At 39.0% G+C, this 22,729-nt stretch carries 9 protein-coding genes; 4 read left to right on the top strand and 5 right to left on the bottom strand.

What is annotated here, in order from left to right:
- Positions 1–247 precede the first annotated feature (247 nt).
- The gene (locus tag PVK63_RS14935; RefSeq protein ID WP_130087704.1) at positions 248–1,165 is read left to right on the top strand and encodes a LysR family transcriptional regulator; all 918 of its coding nucleotides are present in this window, start codon (positions 248–250) and stop codon (positions 1,163–1,165) included.
- A 63-nt stretch (positions 1,166–1,228) separates the two neighbouring features.
- Here the strand turns inward: PVK63_RS14935 and udp are convergent, their stop codons facing one another.
- Complete coding sequence (gene udp, locus PVK63_RS14930; protein WP_130045612.1) at positions 1,229–1,987, bottom strand: uridine phosphorylase; 759 nt, start codon at positions 1,985–1,987, stop codon at positions 1,229–1,231.
- Between the two features lie 420 nt (positions 1,988–2,407).
- Here udp and PVK63_RS14925 point away from each other — a divergent pair, with 420 nt between their 5' ends.
- Positions 2,408–9,748 carry a VCBS domain-containing protein gene (locus PVK63_RS14925; RefSeq protein WP_130087703.1) on the top strand — a complete coding sequence of 2,447 codons (7,341 nt, stop codon included), beginning with the start codon at positions 2,408–2,410 and terminating at the stop codon, positions 9,746–9,748.
- 119 nt (positions 9,749–9,867) lie between these two features.
- Here PVK63_RS14925 and PVK63_RS14920 read toward each other — a convergent pair whose 3' ends face one another.
- From PVK63_RS14920 to PVK63_RS14910, 3 genes are read right to left on the bottom strand one after another with little or no spacing between them, the layout of a single operon-like run.
- On the bottom strand, positions 9,868–11,160 hold the full coding sequence (locus PVK63_RS14920; RefSeq protein WP_130087702.1) for an HlyD family type I secretion periplasmic adaptor subunit: 1,293 nt from the start codon (positions 11,158–11,160) through the stop codon (positions 9,868–9,870).
- The gene (locus tag PVK63_RS14915; protein WP_130087701.1) at positions 11,157–13,220 is read right to left on the bottom strand and encodes an ABC transporter transmembrane domain-containing protein; all 2,064 of its coding nucleotides are present in this window, start codon (positions 13,218–13,220) and stop codon (positions 11,157–11,159) included. Before PVK63_RS14915 ends, PVK63_RS14920 begins: the two co-directional genes overlap by 4 nt.
- Positions 13,220–14,842 (bottom strand): ABC transporter transmembrane domain-containing protein, encoded by a 1,623-nt coding sequence (locus tag PVK63_RS14910; protein ID WP_130087700.1) that lies wholly within the window; start codon positions 14,840–14,842, stop codon positions 13,220–13,222. Before PVK63_RS14910 ends, PVK63_RS14915 begins: the two co-directional genes overlap by 1 nt.
- A 140-nt stretch (positions 14,843–14,982) precedes the next feature.
- Here PVK63_RS14910 and PVK63_RS14905 point away from each other — a divergent pair, with 140 nt between their 5' ends.
- Positions 14,983–17,505 carry an HD-GYP domain-containing protein gene (locus tag PVK63_RS14905; RefSeq protein ID WP_274440725.1) on the top strand — a complete coding sequence of 841 codons (2,523 nt, stop codon included), beginning with the start codon at positions 14,983–14,985 and terminating at the stop codon, positions 17,503–17,505.
- Positions 17,506–17,776: 271 nt separating this feature from the next.
- Positions 17,777–20,335 (top strand): HD-GYP domain-containing protein, encoded by a 2,559-nt coding sequence (locus tag PVK63_RS14900; protein WP_130087698.1) that lies wholly within the window; start codon positions 17,777–17,779, stop codon positions 20,333–20,335.
- A gap of 58 nt (positions 20,336–20,393) precedes the next feature.
- Here the strand turns inward: PVK63_RS14900 and PVK63_RS14895 are convergent, their stop codons facing one another.
- Positions 20,394–22,706 (bottom strand): zinc/cadmium/mercury/lead-transporting ATPase, encoded by a 2,313-nt coding sequence (locus tag PVK63_RS14895; protein ID WP_130087697.1) that lies wholly within the window; start codon positions 22,704–22,706, stop codon positions 20,394–20,396.
- Positions 22,707–22,729 lie beyond the last annotated feature (23 nt).

Here is a 22,729-nt window from a genome sequence, read left to right as displayed (position 1 = left end):
TGCGCGAGTATATAACTCAAATAATGGAAGAAAATGGGGGATTTAAAATTGCAGTTATTCAGAAAATGAATAATGTGATTAACGTAACTGGAATCGCTACTAATCATTAGATCTAGATCATAAACGAATTGAAAAAACAAAAATTCTATTCATTACTAATTACGCGTTAGATTACTTAAAACTAAGCGATCTAGCTCATTGACGTAATTTTGCTATACTAGCGAAAAAATTGTGTGATACCTTCATCATGTCTTTTCAAATCAATACCCTACGAATGTTTTGCTTGTTAGCAGAAAAACTCAGTTTTACCGAGACTGCTGATATTCTAGAAATGAGTCAGCCCACATTAAGCAGAAAAATCAGCCAATTAGAACAAGAGGTTAAGTTGCGCTTGTTTCATCGCGGTGGAAATCAAATTCATTTAACCCCTCAAGGGATCGTATTTTTAGAATCATGCCAGCGTATATTGCAAGATCTCGATGATACTATTGATGGTTTATATGACACTTCTGAGAGCATTCGTGGCGAGATAACGGTAGGCTTACTTCACCCTATGGGACGCTGGCTCAGTCAATATTTCTTTTATCAATTTAAAAAATCACAACCAAAAATACATATTAACCTAGTCACTCTTCACCCCACTCAACTACGTGAAATGGCTAATTGCGATATTATGATATCTCCATTATTACCGACAGACTTATCATTGATAGCAAAACCAATCTTAAAATATCGTCGTGTTTTCTGTGCATCACCGAAATATATGGATCGCTATGGTATACCAGAACATCCTGCGCAGCTTATTAATCATCAATGCATCACTAATACCAATTCAATTAAGCGTGAAACTGAATGGATCTATGAAGATTTACACGGAAAAATAGATATCGTTGATGTATCAGGAATCATCACAACTGACTCTGTTGATATTGCCACTAATTTAGCTATATCAGGAATGGGAATTGCGCTTATTCCAGAAGACCAAATTTCTAGGCAGCTTGCTGAAGGACGTTTAATTCAACTGTTTAATGGTAATTTTGGACAGAATGGACAAATTTATGCCGTCTATCGCTCTCGAAAATATTTGCCAACTCGCATTCGTGTATTTATGGAAGAGCTACAAAACTTTCTAAACCGTGAAGACGCATGTGACCTATTATACTAATCAAAAAAATGCCGCTGATTCATTTGAACCAACGGCATCTTAGTAGCTTTTTATGTTCTTCTATTACAGAAGATTACGAGCAGCTTCAATCACAACTTTAATTGAACGTGCTTCAGTTTCTTTTAGTGTTGCGTGATCTGGGATCTCTTTTTGTGTACGGTTAATAATTACACCCGCAACACAACCAGCACGTAAACCAGAGCTTGCACACATTGTTAATAATGTTGCTGATTCCATTTCAAAGTTCAGTACGCCCATGTCTTGCCACTCTTGCATAGAACCCTGGAAACGCTTAACAACACGACCAGAGAACGTATCGTAACGTTCTTGACCTGGGTAGAAAGTATCACTTGATGCTGTCACACCTGTGTGAACCGCTGCACCTTGATCAACAACCGCTTTACGCATTGCCGTTGCAACATCAAAGTCAGCAACTGCAGGAAATTCCATTGGAGCAAAGTGAAGACTAGCGCCATCTAAACGAACAGAACCTGTAGTCACAATCATATCACCTACATTTACATGAGGTTGAATTGCGCCTGTTGTACCTACACGTAGGAAAGTACGAACACCCAATTGCGCTAGCTCTTCAACAGCAATTGAAGTCGATGGACCACCAATACCCGTTGAACATACTACAATTTTCTTGCCATCTAGCTCAGCTAGATACACTGTATATTCACGGTGGCTTGCTAGAAATTTAGGGTTTTCCATTTGCTCTGCAATTTTTTGAACACGCGCTGGGTCACCAGGAATGATCGCCATTTCTGCACCTTGAAGATCTGCCTGTGTTACGCCTAAATGGAATACTGCTGCTGTCATGGTTAGCTCCTTGCGATTGTAGGGTCGCGTTAATTTAATTAGTTATAATTGATTCGATGAAGTTACTTTACCCAAACACCTCTTGCATTAGTGTGATTAAGATCCCGAAAGGAATGTTGATAACATGCACTCTTGCAAGGAAAATCGATTGGCATCACAGAAAATAAAGGTTGTCGATTAACTTATACTCAAGATTAACTCTACTGACAGAGCCTTACAATAATTTCAAACTCAATAAGTATAATTGTATGCCCAATATTTGAACTCACAGATGTTCTAGAAAAAACAAAATACGAACAACAAAGTTAATTTACCTCCCTCAATATCACTTTTTTAATAATTAATAACCTTAGGATTGGCTTTTTACCCTCTCATATCCTTAACTTATAATAAGTTATATATTGTATATTGAGGTCACGGATGAATAAGCAGTCAGAGAAAAATAACTCAAATAATAAAGCTGAATCACTTTTAAATTCGGAAAATGAAAAGTCACCGTTTAAACATAAAAAAAATAAAAGCCAAACCTATCTAGCAAAGAGACTCTCTCTATATCCTCAATTAATGTTAATTTTACCCAGTTTTTCTTTGTCTCAAACTCTTACATCAGAAGACAATATTGAAGAAAAAGACTCAAATATAGAAAGCGGTACATTAGATGTGTCGAATTCTCATCATAATGAATCACTCATTTCACCTCTAGATCCTATTGTTGAAAACAAAATGAGTAATATTCAACCTAACCAAGATGATGCGAATGAACACACTCCAATAGCAACGCCCAGTGCACGAAGTAGTTCCCATTTAGCCTCACACGCAATAACTCCTATTGGGATTCTTCCTACGCCAGTGCAAAACCATACAATCAACCAAGCCCCTGCTATGTTGGTCACAGCCCCTACAACATTAAGCACACCTCCTCTACAACACTTACAGCAGCAAGCTATTATTTCAGGAAAAGACTCTGCGACAACAACCGAAGACGTGACAACTCATGTTGCCGGAAAAATGACAGTAATAGACCCTGATCTTGGTGAGGCTCATTTTTCAAACACTGATATTACTGGCTCACTAGGCACTCTGCACCTCACTAACTCTGGTGCATGGACGTACGATCTTGATAATACTAACCCGACGGTTCAAGCATTAGGTAAAGGCGCGACAGCTACCGATACCATTATTGTTCATTCGGCCGACGGCACGCCTCATCATGTGACTATCACAGTAAATGGCACTAACGATAAAGCTGTTATTGCAGGGATAGACTCTGGGGCGGTCACCGAAGAATCTCAACTTCATACCTCCGGCACACTGACTGTCACCGATGTGGATACAGGCGAAGCGCACTTCTCTAATAGCAACATTATTGGAACTTTAGGCACACTACACTTAACAGATAATGGTTCGTGGACCTATGATCTAGATAACTCAAACCCGACCGTTCAAGCTCTTGGGCAAGGTCAGCAAGTAAAAGATATTATTACTGTTCAGTCAGCCGATGGAACACCCCACCAAATTGCAATAGTGGTAAACGGTAGAAACGATGCAGCTGTCATTACGGGGACAACCACAGGTGCGGTAACAGAAGATCGTATCAATGGTATGCAATGGTTGTTAACCGATGGGAAAATGCATGTCTCCGATAGCGATTCTGGAGAGGCTAAGTTTGATCCGGTGATACATGCGCATAATTATGCGGGCATTGGCTATACATCCATACTTGGTGCAGAGGTAATTGTAACTCCAGATGGCGATTGGCATTACCAACTGGATAATAATATTCAGCAGGTTCAATCTTTAGGGCAAGGTCAGTCCTATGTCGATAAAGTCACAGTGCATACCGTCGATGGCACAACGCAAGAATTACAAATCACCATTACTGGGACAAACGATAATCCAACGGTCACAGGTTCTAGGGTATTACCCGCAGGTTCCGAAGATCAAACATTGCATATCACTCAAACTCAGCTCCTAGCTGGTGCGAGTGATATTGATAAGAACGATGCTAGCACTTTGTACGTTGATGCTGTTACCGCTGATCACGGCACGGTTACGCATAATACCGATGGTTCCTTTACTTTCCATCCGGACAAAGACTACAACGGCCAAGTCCACTTCACTTATGATGTAAAAGACGCTCATGGTGGTTCAGCACAAGCAACGGCATCGACAATGCTTACTGCAACATCAGATTCAGCCATTATTAGTGAGGTATCGACTGATCATGTCACTGAAGATGGTCCGCACAGCAGACACAATGCAGGAGTAACAACCGAACTCGCAAATGGGCGGCTACAAGTTGTGGATCCTGATAGTGGTGAGAATAAATTCCAGTACAGCCAGTTTGGTGAAACAGCAGTTCACGATCCGTTTGGTGGGATGTTACGTATTGATAGCATGGGCAATTGGGGGTACAGCGTTAATAATGCTAATTTGCAACATCTTGCTCAGGGGCAAACCGAAACCGTTGTCTACCGTGTTCATAGTTATGATGGAACAGCATACGAGTTACACATTGACGTTGTAGGCACCAATGATGCGCCAGTCGTTACCCAAGTGGCACTCAGTAACGGCACTGAAGACACGCATTATCAAATGCAAGCGAGTCAGTTTGGATTTACGGATGTTGATAGTGGCGATACGCTACATTCAGTTGCAATCACAGATCTACCACCAGCAGCACAAGGTAAGTTTGTACTTGATGGACATGATGTTACATCGGGACAACAGATCCCTACAGCTGACATTAGTAAGCTTCAGTTCGTTCCTGCACAAGATTTTAATGGCGATGTTCAGTTTAAATATACTGTTAACGATGGACATACCGACTCTACAGAGGCTACCAACACACTTCATGTTGATGCGGTTGGGGATAAAGCCGTTATTACAGATGTTGATACTGGCGATGTCCATGAAGGACATGGCTATACTGCACCAGATGGCAGTATGTCCGTTGGCAGTGTTGATGATCGTTCACCTGACTATATGCACGGAAATATCGGGAAGTTGTGGAACGATGAAATCCATACCGATGGCCACCTATCGATAGTGGATGCTGATGCAGGAGAAAGCCAGGCCCAAACAGGCACTTATTACGGCACTCATGGTCGTGTCATACTTCAAACTAACGGGGACTGGAGTTACTTTGCCTCCATCGGCCAAGATGCAACCGGCAGAGCTATTGATCATCTGGGCAAAGGGGAATCACTAACCGATACTGTCACCGTTAAATCTGCAGATGGTACCACACACGATATCGTTATCACCATTCACGGCGATAACGACCGTCCGTATTGCTCTGGTGAGGTGCAACTCAACAGCGGTAAAGAAGACCTCGCGCAAACCATCACTACAACTGAGCTATTGGCAAACACCGTAGATGTAGATACGAACGACACAGGCAAACTGACGATTACGAATCTTCATGCCGATCATGGTTCTATTCTAGATAATCAAGACGGTACCTTCACTTTTACCCCAAGCAAAGACTATAACGGTCAGGTTCATTTCACTTATGACGTGCTAGATGCACATGCCGGTGTTACTGCTACGGGCGCAACGTTGCAACTTGCTGCGGTATCAGATGCTGCCCAAATTATTGCAGCTGGTGTGACTTTAAAAGAAGATCATGTTCTCAGTGGCACTACTTCTCTGCATTCAGAAGGGCAGTTTCATGTTATCGACCCTGATGGCCCTTCCGAGTCTCAATTTGCCATGGCTCCGGGACAGATAACGTCTTTCTATAAAGGCTCATTCGGTGGTGACTTACAAATAAACTCCAACGGAAATTATTTCTATAACATTGATAATAGTACCGTTGATCATCTAAGAGATGGTGAGCATGTAACAGACCGATTTACAATAAAAAGCGTTGACGGTACAACGAAGGAAATTGAATTTGTGATTCAAGGTACGAGTGATACACCGACGATTGCCCGCTCTAGTTTACACGAGTTTTCCTTTGAAGATGGAAGCGTTCTACATGGCAGTCTCTATGGACTCGATCCCGATAAAGGTGATAAACAAACTTTAACGTATGAAGCGTTAGGGAGTGCCGCTGGATTTCATTTAGATCCAGATGGTAGTTACACCTTCGACCCATCTAATTCGGCATACCAACACGCTTCATTAACTTATGGGAGTGATTTACAAATCTATGTCCCAGTCAAAGTTACGGACAGTGAGGGCTTGTCGAGTGTTCACAATATGCGCTTTACTGTTATGCCCACCAACGATGTGCCAATTGTAACCAGCTCTGTTTCCCTAAGCTCAGGCACTGAAGATCATTCCGTCGTACTGCATAGCCGCGAGTTGTTGGCTCATGCCAGTGATGTCGATGATTATGACCGATTGCATATATCCAATCTTCACGCAGACCATGGTTCGATTGCTGATAACCATGATGGGACATTTACCTTCACGCCTGATAGCAATTATAATGGTGCCGTTAAGTTTAGCTACGATGTGACGGATAACCATGGCGCATCGACGCATACCAGTGCCTCTATGACGCTGGCTGCTGTGGAAGACAAAACTGAGTTTATTGGCGTTAACCACGGGGTTGCTACAGAAGACATCCGCACCCCAATGAGTACAAATGTTTCGCTGTTAGATGCCGTTGATTGGCAGGCATTGCAGATTACCGATGTTGACAGTCCCAATACACAAGTCACGGTCGAATTTGCGGGTAAACAATACACATGGGATTTAGGATCTGATCTCGACGTTACAACACCCTATGGTAAATTCCAATTCCACACCATTACCAGTGGGCCCCATCAAGGTGAGCATTCTTGGAGTTATATTGGCGACAATAACAATGTTCACGTGCAAGAATTAAAGCACGGTGAGTCATTAACTGAATCAATAAAGCTAATAGCAACCGACGGTACTGAATTTCCTATTACGGTTAAGGTTAACGGCACAGAGGATGGGGTCGTTATCGATTCCAAATCAGAACTTGGTCATGTCGTAGAAAATGCCCAAACAGGTGCTTCAGTTTCCGGCAATGTGGTCGCACACGATGTTGATCTCCACGATACGGTGAGTTGGACACAAACACCAACCGGTGGCGTCAGCGGTCAGTATGGCACGTTCCACCTAAGTGCCGATGGTCAATGGCATTATGACGTTGACCAAAGTAAAGCTACAAAATTAGGAGACGGTGACGAGTATTGGGAACACTTTACAGTTGAGGCAGTATCTACTGATGGTAGCCACGTCTCGAAAAGTGTCTCCGTTGTTGTGTATGGCAATAATGATGTACCAACCGTCAGTGGAGAAGTCACTTTACCTTCAGGCAACGAAGATACTTCAATACATATTACTCAAGCTGAATTAATCGCTAATACTACAGATGTTGATACTAACGATAGAGGTTGGTTACACGCTCAAAACTTGACGGCAGACCACGGCAGCTTGGTATCAAATTCAGATGGCAGTTTTACCTTTAACCCTGATCCTAATTACAACGGAGTGGTCCACTTTACTTACGATGTTGCCGATAGACACGGTGGCATCGCTCATACTGGTGCGAACACAACACTTGCTGCCGTCAATGATGCTGCTGTTTTTAGTGGTGTCGATACGGGAAGTGTTACTGAAGATCACAACGTCCACGCTTCTGTACAAGGAAACTATTCTTATAAGCTTGAGACAAGTGGGACATTAACGGCGACAGATACGGATACCGGTGAGTCAGGCTTCGATTTTAGAACATTGATAACAGCTTCAACTCATCCTGAATGGGCACCTTACCAATCAAAACTGGGAGGACAGCTGGAAATAGATCAACATGGCAACTGGAACTATTACATTGATAACCGCAAGCCTGAAGTTCAGGGTTTAGGTGCAGGTGAGACTCTAACTGATACCGTCACTATCCACTCTAAAGATGGGACTCCATATGTCATTACAGTCACAATTCAAGGCACCAACGATGCTCCAATTCTCGGAGTCAACCAAACATCATCGACTACGGGTACATTAACAGAGACTGATGTAGATGTTACTGACTCTCATACCTTCTCTGTCGTCAGTTCTGCAGGTCAATTCGGTTCACTGTCCGTCGATCCAACTACAGGTGATTACGTCTACATACCAAATACGTCTATCGCAGGGATGAGTTATAACTCTGCCACCAACACCTATCATGGTGTCGATGTGTTCGAAGTAAAAGTCAGCGACGGCCATACGGAGGATTCGAAATTCATCACCTTTGATGCCTCAGGACATGTCACCATGTCCCCAACAGGTAGCTTGACCACATCAACCACAGTGCCTCAACAACCTACAGTTACAACGACACTACCAACCTTGCTGATGGTCAACACCGTCGCACCAACCAACACCGTCACTCTGGATCTTGCATCAACAAGCGATTCAGGTTCATCGAACACTGACAACCTTACCAACGACGCTACCCCAACGATTACCGGACACACTGATATTCCGTATTCGCAAGTGACCGTTTACGATGGTTCAACACCCGTTGGACACGCGCTGTCTGATGCATCTGGACAATATAGTGTTGCGGTAAGCAGCTTATCGGACGGCGATCATAATCTATCCGCCAAAGCACTGGCTCCCTCATCAGTGCTACCGGCTACGTCTTCGCTTCTTTCTGTCCATATAGATACACAGGTTAGCGTTCCTACGATTACTTTTGAAAACGCAGGGGCAGACAACTTATACAGTAAAGCTGAAATCGCCCGAGGCCATGCAAATACGATCACAGCAACCGTGACGCCTCCTGGTGATGCCAAAATCGGAGAGCATCTTGTCGTTAACGGTCAGGATCATGTATTAGATGTTCATACTCTACAGCATGGAATACAAATTGAAGTTCATCCGGGTTCTAATGTACAAGCAACAATGACTGACGAACACGGTAATACCGCAGGTAGCCAAGGTTTTGCTGCAAGCGCTATACCTGAACCTATTATTGTCAGACCACCATCGGGAAGCCACCAAGTCTCTGGCACGCTTGGGGTTCCACCTCTATTACCATCGTTAACTCCGGTACCAACAGCACAAAGCGGTTGGCGAATCCACTTACCAAATGGGCAGTATGTCACAAGTCATCATGGGCAATATGGGACATTAACCATCGATCCTCAAACCGGCCACTTACATTACCAAGAGCAAGCCCAAGTTCACACTGGTCCTCATGGCAGCGCTTCGGGAGTCGGCCAGCATGAAGACAAGTTTGAAGTGGCACTGCAAGGGACAAACCAAGATGAAGTAGTCGCCCATGTGAACGTTCAAATACTCAGTCACGGACCTGGGAATAGTGGTAAACTTACAATTGGAACCGAAGCTGTTGATATGACGATCACGCCTGTAACCCATGCATCACACCCTGCTCCACCACCACCGCCGCCAGTACAACATAATGAGCCAGACATGACTTCACAAGCGGACTTTACGGTTACACTAAGCGATGACAATTATCTAGATTTAGCCCAACACGCTTACCATGAACCAGATCAACAAAACAGCCACCATGGTGCTGCAGCTTATCTGAATGTTCTGGGCATTAAACCTGACACGGCATCGACAACGGTTCACGATCAACCTACCGATATGGACATCGTGCTTGCACAAGTAGACCAATCAGATGCAACAACACATGACCAAGCGCACTTGGATATGTCGGATGCGCTTGAACACCATGATACGAACATCAACCACAACCAAGATGATGAACATCACCATCACAATGATATAGATGGACTTCCAGATATCGACCCAAACTCATAACTTAAAACAAGCAGAAATAAAAAGGGATCACATAACGTGATCCCTTTCTATATATTGTTACTTTCTATTCGCTGATAAATCATAAGAATTAGGGCACTATATATGCACCTACTCTGTCACTACCTTTCACCAAACGCCATACTTACGTTGGTGTAAATCGGTTTCCATAGGTATTGGAATACTGACTTCTCACCAGTGGTAATGTTTACTTCACCAGTCATGCCCGGCAGGATAGAAAAACTTTCAGGATTATCTCTAAAGTATGCCTTATTAACCGAGACTGTAACCTCATAATAAATATCACCCCGTTCACTTTTACTGGTTGTCGGTGATATTTTCTCTACTACTCCTTTTAACGCACCAAAGCGACTGTAATCAAACGCATCGACTTTAATACGTGCGGGCTGCCCTATGGACACAAAGCCAATATCTCTAGGAGATAAACGAGCTTTAAAACTTGCCTTTCCATCGACAGGAACAATTTCTGCTATCGTTCCACCGGGAGTAATTACCCCCCCATTTTGAGTAGAAGGGATACTTTGAACCAACCCCTTAACTGGTGACTTAATTACAGTATCCAACACCTTTTCTTTACCAGAACGAATACGAGCTCTTAATCCGCTTAAATCAGCTTCGGCTTTAGATCGTTCTATATTAGCCTGAACTCTGGCCTCTGCCCCTAACTGTTTTAACTGAGCGCCAACGGTTTCTGCTTTACGCTTTAACACATTCTCTTGGCTCTTTGCTTTTTGGATTTCCTTTTCAATCGATGCTAGTTTCTGCTTCATTTCTAGCACTCTTAGCTTAGAGATATTCCCTGCTTTCTGCCCCTTGATTAATATATCCAACTCTTGTTTAGTCGCGTTTAATTGACGTTGATAAACGGGTAATTGCGTTTGTAATCCCTCCAATTCCGCGGCGACCTGAGCTTGCTCCTTAATTACAGCGCTTCGCTTTTGAAAAAACAATTCTTTCTCAGCTGCAAGTTGTTTTAACTGCTGTGATACTTGCCTAGGATAAAAATCGGCGTATTTCGAAAAATCAGGATCTCGTGTTTCGACTAATGAATTCAAACGTTCAATCGTTAATTCTAACGCTGCTCTTTGGGCATTCAATTCATCTAATGCGGTATTTTGAAACTTAGAATCAAACTCAACTAGAGTTTGGCCTTTTTCAACCAATTCCCCTTCGGATACCAAAATTGATTTAAGTCGACCACCAGTCTCACTTTGAATGATTTGACGCTCTCCTTCAGGGATAACAGACCCCTTTGCTTTGGCAATCTCATCAACATTAGTAAATACCGACCATCCAATAAATAAAATCAAACATATAGCAATAAAATAGGTACTTAATGACAATAAACGAGCCGTCACTTTTGATTCAACAACATCCACATTTTGCTTATTCATAGAGAGGCCTCCATTGCTATCTCTGTAGTTGAATTATCTGGTAGTGGTCCTGCATATACAAGTATCCCACCATCAAGCACTATTACTTGATCCGCCAGCTTTATTAATTCAGGATCATGAGATGAAAAGACAATGGTCGATCGCCCTCTGCGTTGCGAAAGCCATTGCTTGAAAAGATCTCGAGATGGAATATCCATTACCGGATTATCTAATAAATACAATGGATATTCATGAAGGTACAGCTTCGCTTGTGATAACACCTTTGCTTCATATCCAGATAAAGCGTGAGAGATATTCACTACAACAGATTCATTTAGCTGAGTATCTAAACCGCTAGGTAATGTTCTAAACCATGCTTCACCACCCACCTGCTTAATTGCATTAATAATAAGACCATCATCAATGCTTTTGTTATCACTCACAAATTCACGAACAGTTAGTAATAATAATTCAGGCTTTGCTGAGTAGTACCCTAACCATTGTCTGTATATTTGAGGGTCATATTGTGACAAATTATGGTGATTAACCTTAATTACCCCGTTCTGTGGTTGGCTTAAGCCTGCCAATAATTCAAGTAACGCCGTTTTCCCACTTGCCATTGGTCCTGTAATAGCCACGACTTGACCTGGTTCTATTTTCAAAGAAAGTCCTGAAAGTGCAGGTTTCATTTGTTGTGGAAAACGCAAAGTAATTTGATCTAACTCTATGGTTGGATTATCTGATGGTAATGAGTGATGTTGAAAGGAAAAGTCACCTTCCACTTTTTGATTCATTGATTGATTGATTTGTAATTTTGCTTGCTTAATTTGAGTAAAACGAGCACTACTATTAGCGAGCATTTGAGCTGGTCCCGTGACCCTTGATATAAGCATCATGGTGGCAATTAATCCACCAGAGGTCATCACTTGATTAAAAATAAGATCAATACCAAGAGCCACTACCGCCAATGTGCTGAGTAGGCCTAATGCATAATAAATTGACGTATATTTGGCTTGATGCGCATTATGAAAGAAGCCGTTCTTTGCCGCTAAAACATTCGCTTTTTCAAAACGTTTTATCCAAAACTTACTCATGTTAGCACTACGTATAAAAGCTAATTTACTATTTAATTCAAATAGTAACGAATAACGTGTTGTGCCTGAAACTGTTGTTTGATGGGAAGATCTAGCTAATTTTTTTTGACTGTGGTGAGCTAATCCATAATAACAAAGTAAAGAAATGACAGGAACGATAACGAGCCAACCACCTAAGAATCCAATCGCAATAAGAAAAAGCAAAACAAAAGGTAAATCAAATAAAGCTCCGCCTAGTGGACCTTGAAGTAACCCTTTAAAGCTTTCAGCAGTTGTGAGTCGAGACATTAAAGCAGATGATGGTAATGAGCGATTAGCTAATAATGAAGATCGAAAAACTCGATATAATACAGTTTCTGATATTTCTCGACTGATCCGATTTGAAATCGTTGTAAGTAACTGACTTCGAATTACCTTTAACAAAAGCATCATTAAAAATAATAAAGCGGCTCCAATAGCTATCCCAAGCAACTCATGCTCTGCATCGCCACCAATAACATGATCATAAATTGACATCGTAATAAAAGGAATAACTAACGCAAATAGATTAGCAAAAAAACTAACCAATAAAAGCTTAGGTAACAATGGCTTAAATTTACTAATCCGTTCACCTACCCAATCTGGTGCATTTTTCTCTTTAGGTTGTTCATGAATAAGAACGACAAGAGAAGAAAGCTGGTTTTCAGGCCAGATTTCACTTTCAAACTCACCTTGTTGATAAGCTTGAAATTCATTCAATAAAAATCGACATACTTTAATTTCATCATCATTTATATACAGTGCCGCTAAATGTGACGTTGATGCTAATGCCTTTGAATAAGGATGAACAGTATAAGCAATTCCTAACCGCTCCAATAAGGTAAAAATATCATTAACATCTTCAAGCTTATTTGATGCAATCCACTCTCGACTAAAAGCATGGACATTCGTATTTACGTCCATCGCCATCAATAAATTAATGACTTCAGATTGATAATTCTTATCCATTAACTTTCTCCTTGTAATGGCATAAGCTCAGCTCGTTTTTGAGCTAATTCAACTAAGCTAGGATGGTCTGTATTTAAAATAATGGTTTTGCCCTCTTTTGATAACAATGACAGAACTTTTGCTAACCTTGTTACAGACTCAATATCTAGAGCTATTTCTGGTTTATCTAAAAACAGTAACGGTGTCGGCTTTGCCAATTGGCACACTAACGAAACCAATTTGATAGCACCTTGGCTTAGTTGCTCTCCTAATTGAGCACCGACCTTTGTTTCCAAACCATTAGGAAGATCCGCTATGATGTTATTTAAGCCAAGCGCTTCTATTAAAGGTTCAATATCTCCTACTCTATCGACGTTGAACCCCGTCAAATTATCTAATAAAGATCCTGAAATAAGAATTGGACGACTGGTTACAAATGCAGTTTGATGGCGGTAATCATAATAATCACCGACAGATACATTGTTATTCCAACATAATTGGCCACCTGCCTTTGCATCTAATCCTGATAGGTTAGCCATCACTTGACTAAGTAGGTCGGTATCCTTACCGTTTAAGGCAATAATTTCTCCTTTCTGCACACAAAAATCTAATTGGTAACAAGAACCAAAGCGTTCAATCGTATAACCTTCAGCTGTTAAGGATTCAAACATCGGTAATTTTTCTGATTTAATTGTTTCATGTGATGCTATGTTCTCAAATAAATCGTTGACTGAATGATTTGCAACTTGAAACGAACTGTATTTCAATCTCAATCCAACCAAAGCACTCATAGGAGCAACCGCTCTTCCCGACAAAATAGAACAAGCGGCGAGTCCACCAGTGGTTAAATCGCCAGATAGCACAGACAAACTACCAATAATAACCATAACCACTGAGGTTCCTAACGCGGCGATTTGAATACACTCCTGAGCAATAGCTGTATTTCGTTCAGATTCAGCGACGGACAGCCATCGATTCTGATTTAATTGTTTAAAGTATTGAAATGTTCTCGACTCTGCTGCCTGTTTTTTCACACCTTCAAGCATAGTAAATACCACAACTAAAAAGTTCATACGGCTAATCTCATTCTCCGCAGCTATTTTTGCATGTTGATATGATTTACTTGAAAACAACCACACCAAAAGGGCCGCAGCTATCCAAACTATTATTGGAATAAAAACAAGCCCACCACCAACATAAGCAACCAATGAGAGAAAAATCAAAACAAAAGGTACATCGATTAGCCCACTTAATAATCCACCAGAATAAAATTCTTTAATTGAAGAAATCCCTTTTAATCCTTCTTGCAAATTACCGGGTTTTAGACTTAACAGTTCTTTTGCGGGCAACTCAGTGAGCTGATGCAATATATAAGAGTACATACTTTTTTCTGTATTTATTGAAGCGGCAGCTAGAATCCAAGAACGAACAAATCGTAGAAATGCATCAAGTAAAATAGCAACACTGGCACCGCAAACTAGCAATACAGCAGTGCCATAACTCTGATTTGGTAGGATTCGATCATAAATTTGTAGCACCACTAACGGGATCGCTAATGATAAAATATTGATAAGCAATGACGATGGTAAAACCTTCAGCATCACTTTCTTTTGAGTAGAGTAGTAAGAAGACAACAAATCCATTTATAGTCACCCAATAATAAAGAATATAAAACAAGTCTTGGACAAAATTCTTTAATTATCAAGTAAACAGTTGGTTTTATGTGCTTTTATGCACTAAATTAAATGTTAGATGGTCAAATCAATTTTTAAAGGAAGATATAATGAGACGGATATCATTAAAAACGTACTTATTTATTATTTTTACGACTATTTTCGCCCTGTTTTCCGCACATTTATATACCAATATAAAAAACGCCGTTACGAAACTATCAAGTGAGCACATCTCTGATGTTGCCGAACTTCACCAGCAAATAATCAGTAATAATGTAAACTTCACTATCTACCAAATAGACGCATTAGCAGAAGAGATATCTGATCTAAGCTCATTGGATATTAATAATATTCCCCCATCGCTCATCAAATTTATCTCTTCCGCTTTCTCTCACTCTCCTGCATTAACTAATGTATATATCTATGACATTGAGAATAATGGTATTAATTTAAAAAATATTGATGGCGGCATCGAAGCAGAAATAGCAACAAGCTTATCATTGGAGGAGATGTGGAAAACAAATGAAACATATACCTTTAATAATGAATATCTATATTTAAGTCGCTCTAAAAATACGAATCTCAAAATTATTTTACAAATTTCAACAGCCATTTTTTTTGAAACCACAGATCACGAACTTGTAAATAAAAGAAATGTCGGGTTTTATCTCTACGATTACCAGCTAAAAGAAATAATTTACTCTGACCATGTCCCTACACCTTTATCTTATTCGCAGCTGCAAGGCGTGCTACATGATAAGCATGAGACTGTCTCCCTAGATGGTTCTTCCTATACGGCTTTTGTCCACAAATTAAATCGTAGATCTCTGTATTTTGTATCTCTCATTCCTGAAAGTGTTATTAATCATAATTTTGATATTATATCTAATGATTTGTTTTTGAATGTCATCGCCTACATATTTCTCGCGATATTGATTATATTTTTATCCTCTTCTTACATATCAAATCGATTAGTTACATTGTTTAAAAACGCGCAAAAAATAAATCACTTCCAATTCAATCAACAAAAGAAGCAAGATTCGATTGTTAAAGAAATTCATAATCTGAGCAGCACGCTTGAAACGATGGATCAAACTATTGATGATATTTTAAAAATGGTCTTCATCATTGCAAAAAGTGGTAATTTATTTCAATTAGGAGCGATTGTTGATAAAAAAATCCATAAGATTACGACAGGTCACAGTTATCTTTATATAACGGATAACGACAATACATTAAGCAGTATCGAAGGTAAGAAAAAGATCCCTATCAAGAATCAAGATCAATCTTATTACTGTGAAGCCTCTGTCCATTACTTCAATTTACATAATGATAAGAAAAAGCTCATTGGCTGCCTAGTCATTGAAGTTCCACTTAATCATACCGTCCCTAAATACCGATTATTATTTATTGAGCGTTTAGTGCAAATAATCGCAGTATCCATTGATAAACATAAACTTCTAGAGCAACAAAAATCTCTTTTACTTTCTTTTACTAAATCGATTGCCTCTGCCATTGATGCAAAATCTCCTCATACCGCAGGCCATTGTCAACGGGTACCAGAATTAACATTGATGCTAGCAAAAGCAGCACAAGAAAATCAAAATCAATGGAGTAAATTTTCATTGAGTGATGAGGAGTGGGAAGAATTATACCTTGCTTCCTGGCTGCACGATTGCGGTAAGCTAACCACCGCTGATAACGTAATAGATAAAGCCACAAAACTGGATATGTTTACTAACCGTATTCATGAAATACGAACTCGTTATGAAGTACTCAAAAGAGACGCTGAGATCACATATTTAAAAAGCCTTATTGATGGCGAGTCAAATGCTACTTTATTACAAGAAAACTATCTCAAAACAATAAAAGAACTAGAGGAAGAATTTGCTTTTATTGCTCAATCTAACCTAGGTGATGAGTTTTATCACGATGACAATGTTGATCGTTTACATAACCTTGCTACAAGAACTTTTACTCGAACTTTGGATAAACGACTAGGGCTATCATGGGAAGAAACACAGCTGCTCTCGGATAATGATAAGCAAACACCCTCAATTGAAACGGTTTTACAAAATAACAGTAGCCATCTTATTCCTTGGGATCTAAACAGAAAAACAGATGAACAATTTAATCTACAACCGCACCCATTCAAATTTAATCATGGTGAAATATATAATCTCGCAGTTCAACGCGGCACTCTAACCAATGAAGAGCGTTTTTTAATTAATGATCATATTATTCAAACTATTAATATGCTCAAAGCGCTGCCCTATCCTGACCATCTAAAAAATATACCTCTCATTGCAGGAGGCCATCATGAACAAATGTCAGGAAAAGGATACCCTTATGGTATTCCAGCATCGGAACTGCCTATCACAGCAAGAATGATGGCTATCGCAGACATATTTGAAGCATTAACCGCTAGTGATCGTCCTTATAAAACACCTAAAACATTATCTGAATCCTTAAAAATATTAGCTTTTATGGCAAAAAATAAACATATTGACGCTTCCTTGTTTAACTTATTTTTAACAGATGAAGTTTACCTGAACTATGCAGATAAGTTTTTAAGCTCTGAACAAATTGATGAGGTAAACATTCAAGAATTAATTGAAATTTCAATATCTTGATAGTTATATTTGATTAGATGAAGTTACCTTATCCAAACGCCCTTACATTAGTGTGATTAAGATCCCGAAAGGAATGTTGATAGTATATATTCTCGCAAGAAAAACCGATTGGCATCACACTTTCTATGTAAGGTCAGAATTTTCACATACTATTTATTCTAGTGGTATCGTAAATAATATTGATGGAACTATAACCTAAAATATATAAAATAATATTTTTAGTTGTTTGAATACTGTCTTTAAAAAGATAAGGCTTTTGAAGGTGAACTCTATGCGTAGTCTTTCGTTAAAAAACTACTTGATCATTGTATTTGGTGGGTTATTTATTATTGGGTGCACCCATTTGTATTTTGTCATTAAGACATCTTCATCAGAGCTATCTCAACGTCATGTTAAAGATGTCATCGAGTTACATTACAAACTTATTAGAATAAATATTGAATCTACAATCAATCAGATTAATGATATCTCAGAGGAACTAAAAGAAAATCCAACTTTAACGTTTAACAATCCCTCACCACAACTAAGGAAAAATCTAATTAATGATTTTCATCAAGTACCTTCATTAGTTAGTATTTATTTATATGATTCAAATGATCAAGGTATCCGTATAACCTACATTGATAAACTATTAAATATCACTCCTGTTGACCAATCCTTTTTACAATCTCACTGGAGGTACGCTGAAGATAATCATTATTTACATCTAAATAACCACATCTACTTAAGTTACTTAGGAAATCATGGGAATCATCAACAAAAAATAGTGATTGAGATATCAACGGCTAATGTGTTCAATACTATTGACAGGGAGTTATTAAATAATACGGATGTTAGTTTTCATATTTATGACCGTATGAATAGTAGCTTTTTATACCATTCAAATAAAAACATCCCATTTAATGATAATGAAATCACCTCTTTTATATTGGAAAACAAGAGTAAGGCTTCTAAATATAGCGTTGATTACAACATTCAAACAAACTCTTTTAGAAATTCAAACCTTGAATTTATTACTTTAATTCCTAACCACGTAATTTTAAAAAATCTAACACCAATTCTGGATTCACTTATTAAACAAATAATTATGTATTCAATTTTTTGTTTTATTATTTTAGTCTACATTTCATACAACCTATCATCAAAGATTAACAATCTCATTGAAAATGCACATAAAATAATGAGGTTTGAATTCAAGAATCAAAAGTATAAAAAAAGCAATATCAAAGAAATAAAAAAACTTAGTGATTCTATGAAATTAATAAGTTTAACTACTGACAATATTCTTTCTCAAATAATAATTATTTCTAAAACTGATAACATATTTCAACTTGGACTTTCTGTAGTTAAACAAATTGATAAAATCACTAATGGTAAAAGTAAATTATTTACTATAAATATAGATGGAGAATTTATTTGTTATGAAGGGATTAGCAAAATAAACATTGAAGACAAAGATAAAAATAAAACTTATTACAAAAAATCATTAGAAAATGAACATATTGTGCATAATTTTAATTTATTTAATGATAGAAATAAAATTAATGGATGCTTACAGATAAATGTTACTCCTGAGAATAACCTGAGCGATGATACTCTTGCATTTATAGAGCGATTAGTTCATATAATTTCTATTTCTACCCGAAAACATAACCTTCTTGAGCAACAAAAAGCATTATTTACCGCCTTTACTCAATCCATTGCTTCCGCCATTGATACAAAATCATCGCATACCGCAAATCATTGCCAACGAGTACCAGAGTTAACTCTTATGTTAGCTAAAGCGGCTCAAAAGAACCAAGTCGAATGGAAAGACTTTGCTTTAAGTGAGCAAGAATGGGAAGAACTCTACCTCGCAGCTTGGCTCCATGATTGTGGAAAATTAACAACAGCTGATCACGTTATTGATAAAGCGACAAAATTAGACATGTTTACTAACCGTATTCATGAAATACGGACTCGTTATGAAGTGCTCAAAAGAGACGCTGAGATCACATATTTAAAAAGCCTTATTGATGGCGAGTCAAATGCTACTTTATTACAAGAAAACTATCTCAAAACAATAAAAGAACTAGAGGAAGAATTTGTTTTTATTGCTCAATCTAACCTAGGTGATGAGTTTTATCACGATGACAATGTTGATCGTTTACATAACCTTGCTACAAGAACTTTTACTCGAACTTTGGATAAACGACTAGGGCTATCATGGGAAGAAACACAGCTGCTCTCGGATAATGATAAGCAAACACCCTCAATTGAAACGGTTTTACAAAATAACAGTAGCCATCTTATTCCTTGGGATCTAAACAGAAAAACAGATGAACAATTTAATCTACAACCGCACCCATTCAAATTTAATCATGGTGAAATATATAATCTCGCAGTTCAACGCGGCACTCTAACCAATGAAGAGCGTTTTTTAATTAATGATCATATTATTCAAACTATTAATATGCTCAAAGCGCTGCCCTATCCTGACCATCTAAAAAATATACCTCTCATTGCAGGAGGCCATCATGAACAAATGTCAGGAAAAGGATACCCTTACGGTATTCCAGCATCAGAACTGCCTATCACAGCAAGAATGATGGCTATCGCAGACATATTTGAAGCATTAACCGCTAGTGATCGCCCTTATAAAACACCTAAAACATTATCTGAATCCTTAAAAATATTAGCTTTTATGGCAAAAAATAAACATATTGACGCTTCCTTGTTTAGCTTATTTTTAACTGATGAAGTTTACCTGAACTATGCAGATAAGTTTTTAAGCTCTGAACAAATTGATGAGGTAAACATTCAAGAATTAATTGAAATCGCACATTCATAAAAAAAGCCAACTGAAAACTGTTGGCTTTACCTATTTCATGATTAATCTCGAAATAATATTATTTCTCTTTAAATCGCAGTAAACGAAGTGCATTTAAGGTAACTAAGGCTGTTGCACCACTGTCAGCTAGTACAGCAACCCATAAACCAGTAATACCAAATAAACTAGTCACTAAGAATACTGCTTTCAAACCAAGCGCTAGAGTAATGTTCTGATGAATGTTACTCAGTGTTGCTTTTGATAGTGCAACCATTGGCCCTAGTTCTTCTAATCGATTATGAGTTAATGCTGCATCTGCGGTTTCAAGGGCAACATCTGTTCCTCCACCCATTGCAATACCAATAGAAGCAGTCTTCATTGCTGGTGCATCATTAATACCATCACCGACCATTGCTGTTTTTGCCTGTGCAGTTAACAACTCAACGTATTTCACTTTGTCTGATGGCAATAAACCCGCTTTATAGTCAATATTCAACTCTTCAGCAATCGCTTTTGCTGCACGTTCATTATCACCAGTAAGCATGATTGGTTTTATACCTAATTTAACTAACTTTTCTACAGCCATTTTAGCATCAGGACGAAGTTCATCGCGCCATGCAAGTAACCCTGAGATCTGCTTATTAATCAGCACAAGTACAACCGTTTTACCCTGTTGCTCTAAGAACGATATTTGACTTTCGATTTCAGGAATAACCTCACCATCAAACTGCTGCGGGGCATACAGTTCAATATGTTGATCATTAACAGTTCCTTTAATGCCTTTCCCAACAACTGTCTCACGCTCATCGGCTTCAATAACAGTTAACCCTTGTTCTTGCGCTTTTATTACTACGGCTCTTGCTAATGGATGAGATGAGCCCATTTCAACCGCTGCTGATTGAAATAAAATACTTTCTTCAGTTTCAGCTTCAACTAAAACACGAATATCAGTTAATACTGGCTTACCTTGAGTTAGCGTCCCCGTCTTATCAAATGCGATGTTTTGAATATGACCAAGCTCTTCTAATGCAGCGCCCCCTTTAATTAATGCACCACGTTTTGCCGCAGTTGCTAGACCAGATGTAATGGCTGCTGGCGTAGAAATCACTAACGCACAAGGACAAGCAATCAATAGCATTGCTAAACCTCGATAAATCCATGTATCCCATGACTGACCAAACATCAGCGGTGGAATAATGATAACTAATAGCGACAGTAGCATCATTGCTGGTGTGTACCAACGACTGAACTTATCCAGAAAACGCTCTAATGGGGCTTTACGTGATTCTGCTTCTTCTATTAGATGAAGAATACGATCAATTGCATTCTCACCTTGAGCTGATGTTATCTGAATTTCAATGACACGATCATTAACAATAGAACCTGCCATCAATGGATCGTTTGCCTTCTTATCAACAGGTACAGATTCACCTGTTAAAGCACTTTCATCAAAAGAAGCGAATTCAGAAAGTAAAATCGCATCTGCGGCTAAACGATCGCCTGGAGAAACTTGAACTTTATCTCCTACGTTTAATTCTGATGCTGCTACTTCTTCTTTTGTACCATCGTTATTGATTCGCAATGCAGTATCTGGCACTAAATCCATTAATGCTTTCACGCCACTTCTTGCTTTCGCCGATGCGTAGCCTTCTAATTGTTCACCTAACATAAACAATAAGATAACCATTGCTGCTTCAACCGTTTCACCTAAATACACAGCACCAATAGCTGCTACTGTCATTAACGTTTCAATTGAGAATGGGGAACCATTTTTTGCTAAACGAATGGCTTTACGGCCAATAGGAATTAAACCAAACAAGCCAGCAACAGTGAATGCGATAGTTCCTAGCTCTTTATTGACTAAATTAATACCCGTTGCAATAACTAAAAAGGCAACCAAGATTAATAGCAGTAAATTTTTTTTCCAAAATGGCTGAGATTCGATCTCAGATGTACTTTTCGAACCCATATCGGACAAGGGAAATCCCGTAGTCTTAGCAACGCTAATAACCTGAGCAAATACAGCTTCACTATTTGTTCTTACGGTCAGTTTTTCTGTCGCAAAGATTACCTTTGCATCAATAATTTCTGGGATGGCAAGAATGGCCTTTTTCAATTTAGCAGCACAGCTTGGACAATCCATATCTGCAATAAGCCAGCTGCGAGATAACGAACCGTTATTCGATGTTTTAGCGTTGACAACTAGGGGGTCCGACTCCCCAGGATCACTTCCACAACATGAGTCCGTATCTGTTGCTTTATCAACGCTGCTACAGCAATCAACTACCGCGCTTTCTGCTTTTATCGAAGTGATTTTTGGTGCAGCACAGCATGAGCTTGATGGGTTATGCTTATGATCTTGGCTATGAGTGGTTTTATGAGCAGTACACATGAGAAAATCCTTTCTGTTAGGTT

The organism is Aliivibrio sp. S2TY2 (genome assembly GCF_028765525.1).
Taxonomy (GTDB): domain Bacteria; phylum Pseudomonadota; class Gammaproteobacteria; order Enterobacterales; family Vibrionaceae; genus Aliivibrio; species Aliivibrio finisterrensis_A.
This window is presented reverse-complemented; position numbering and strand designations above follow the sequence as displayed.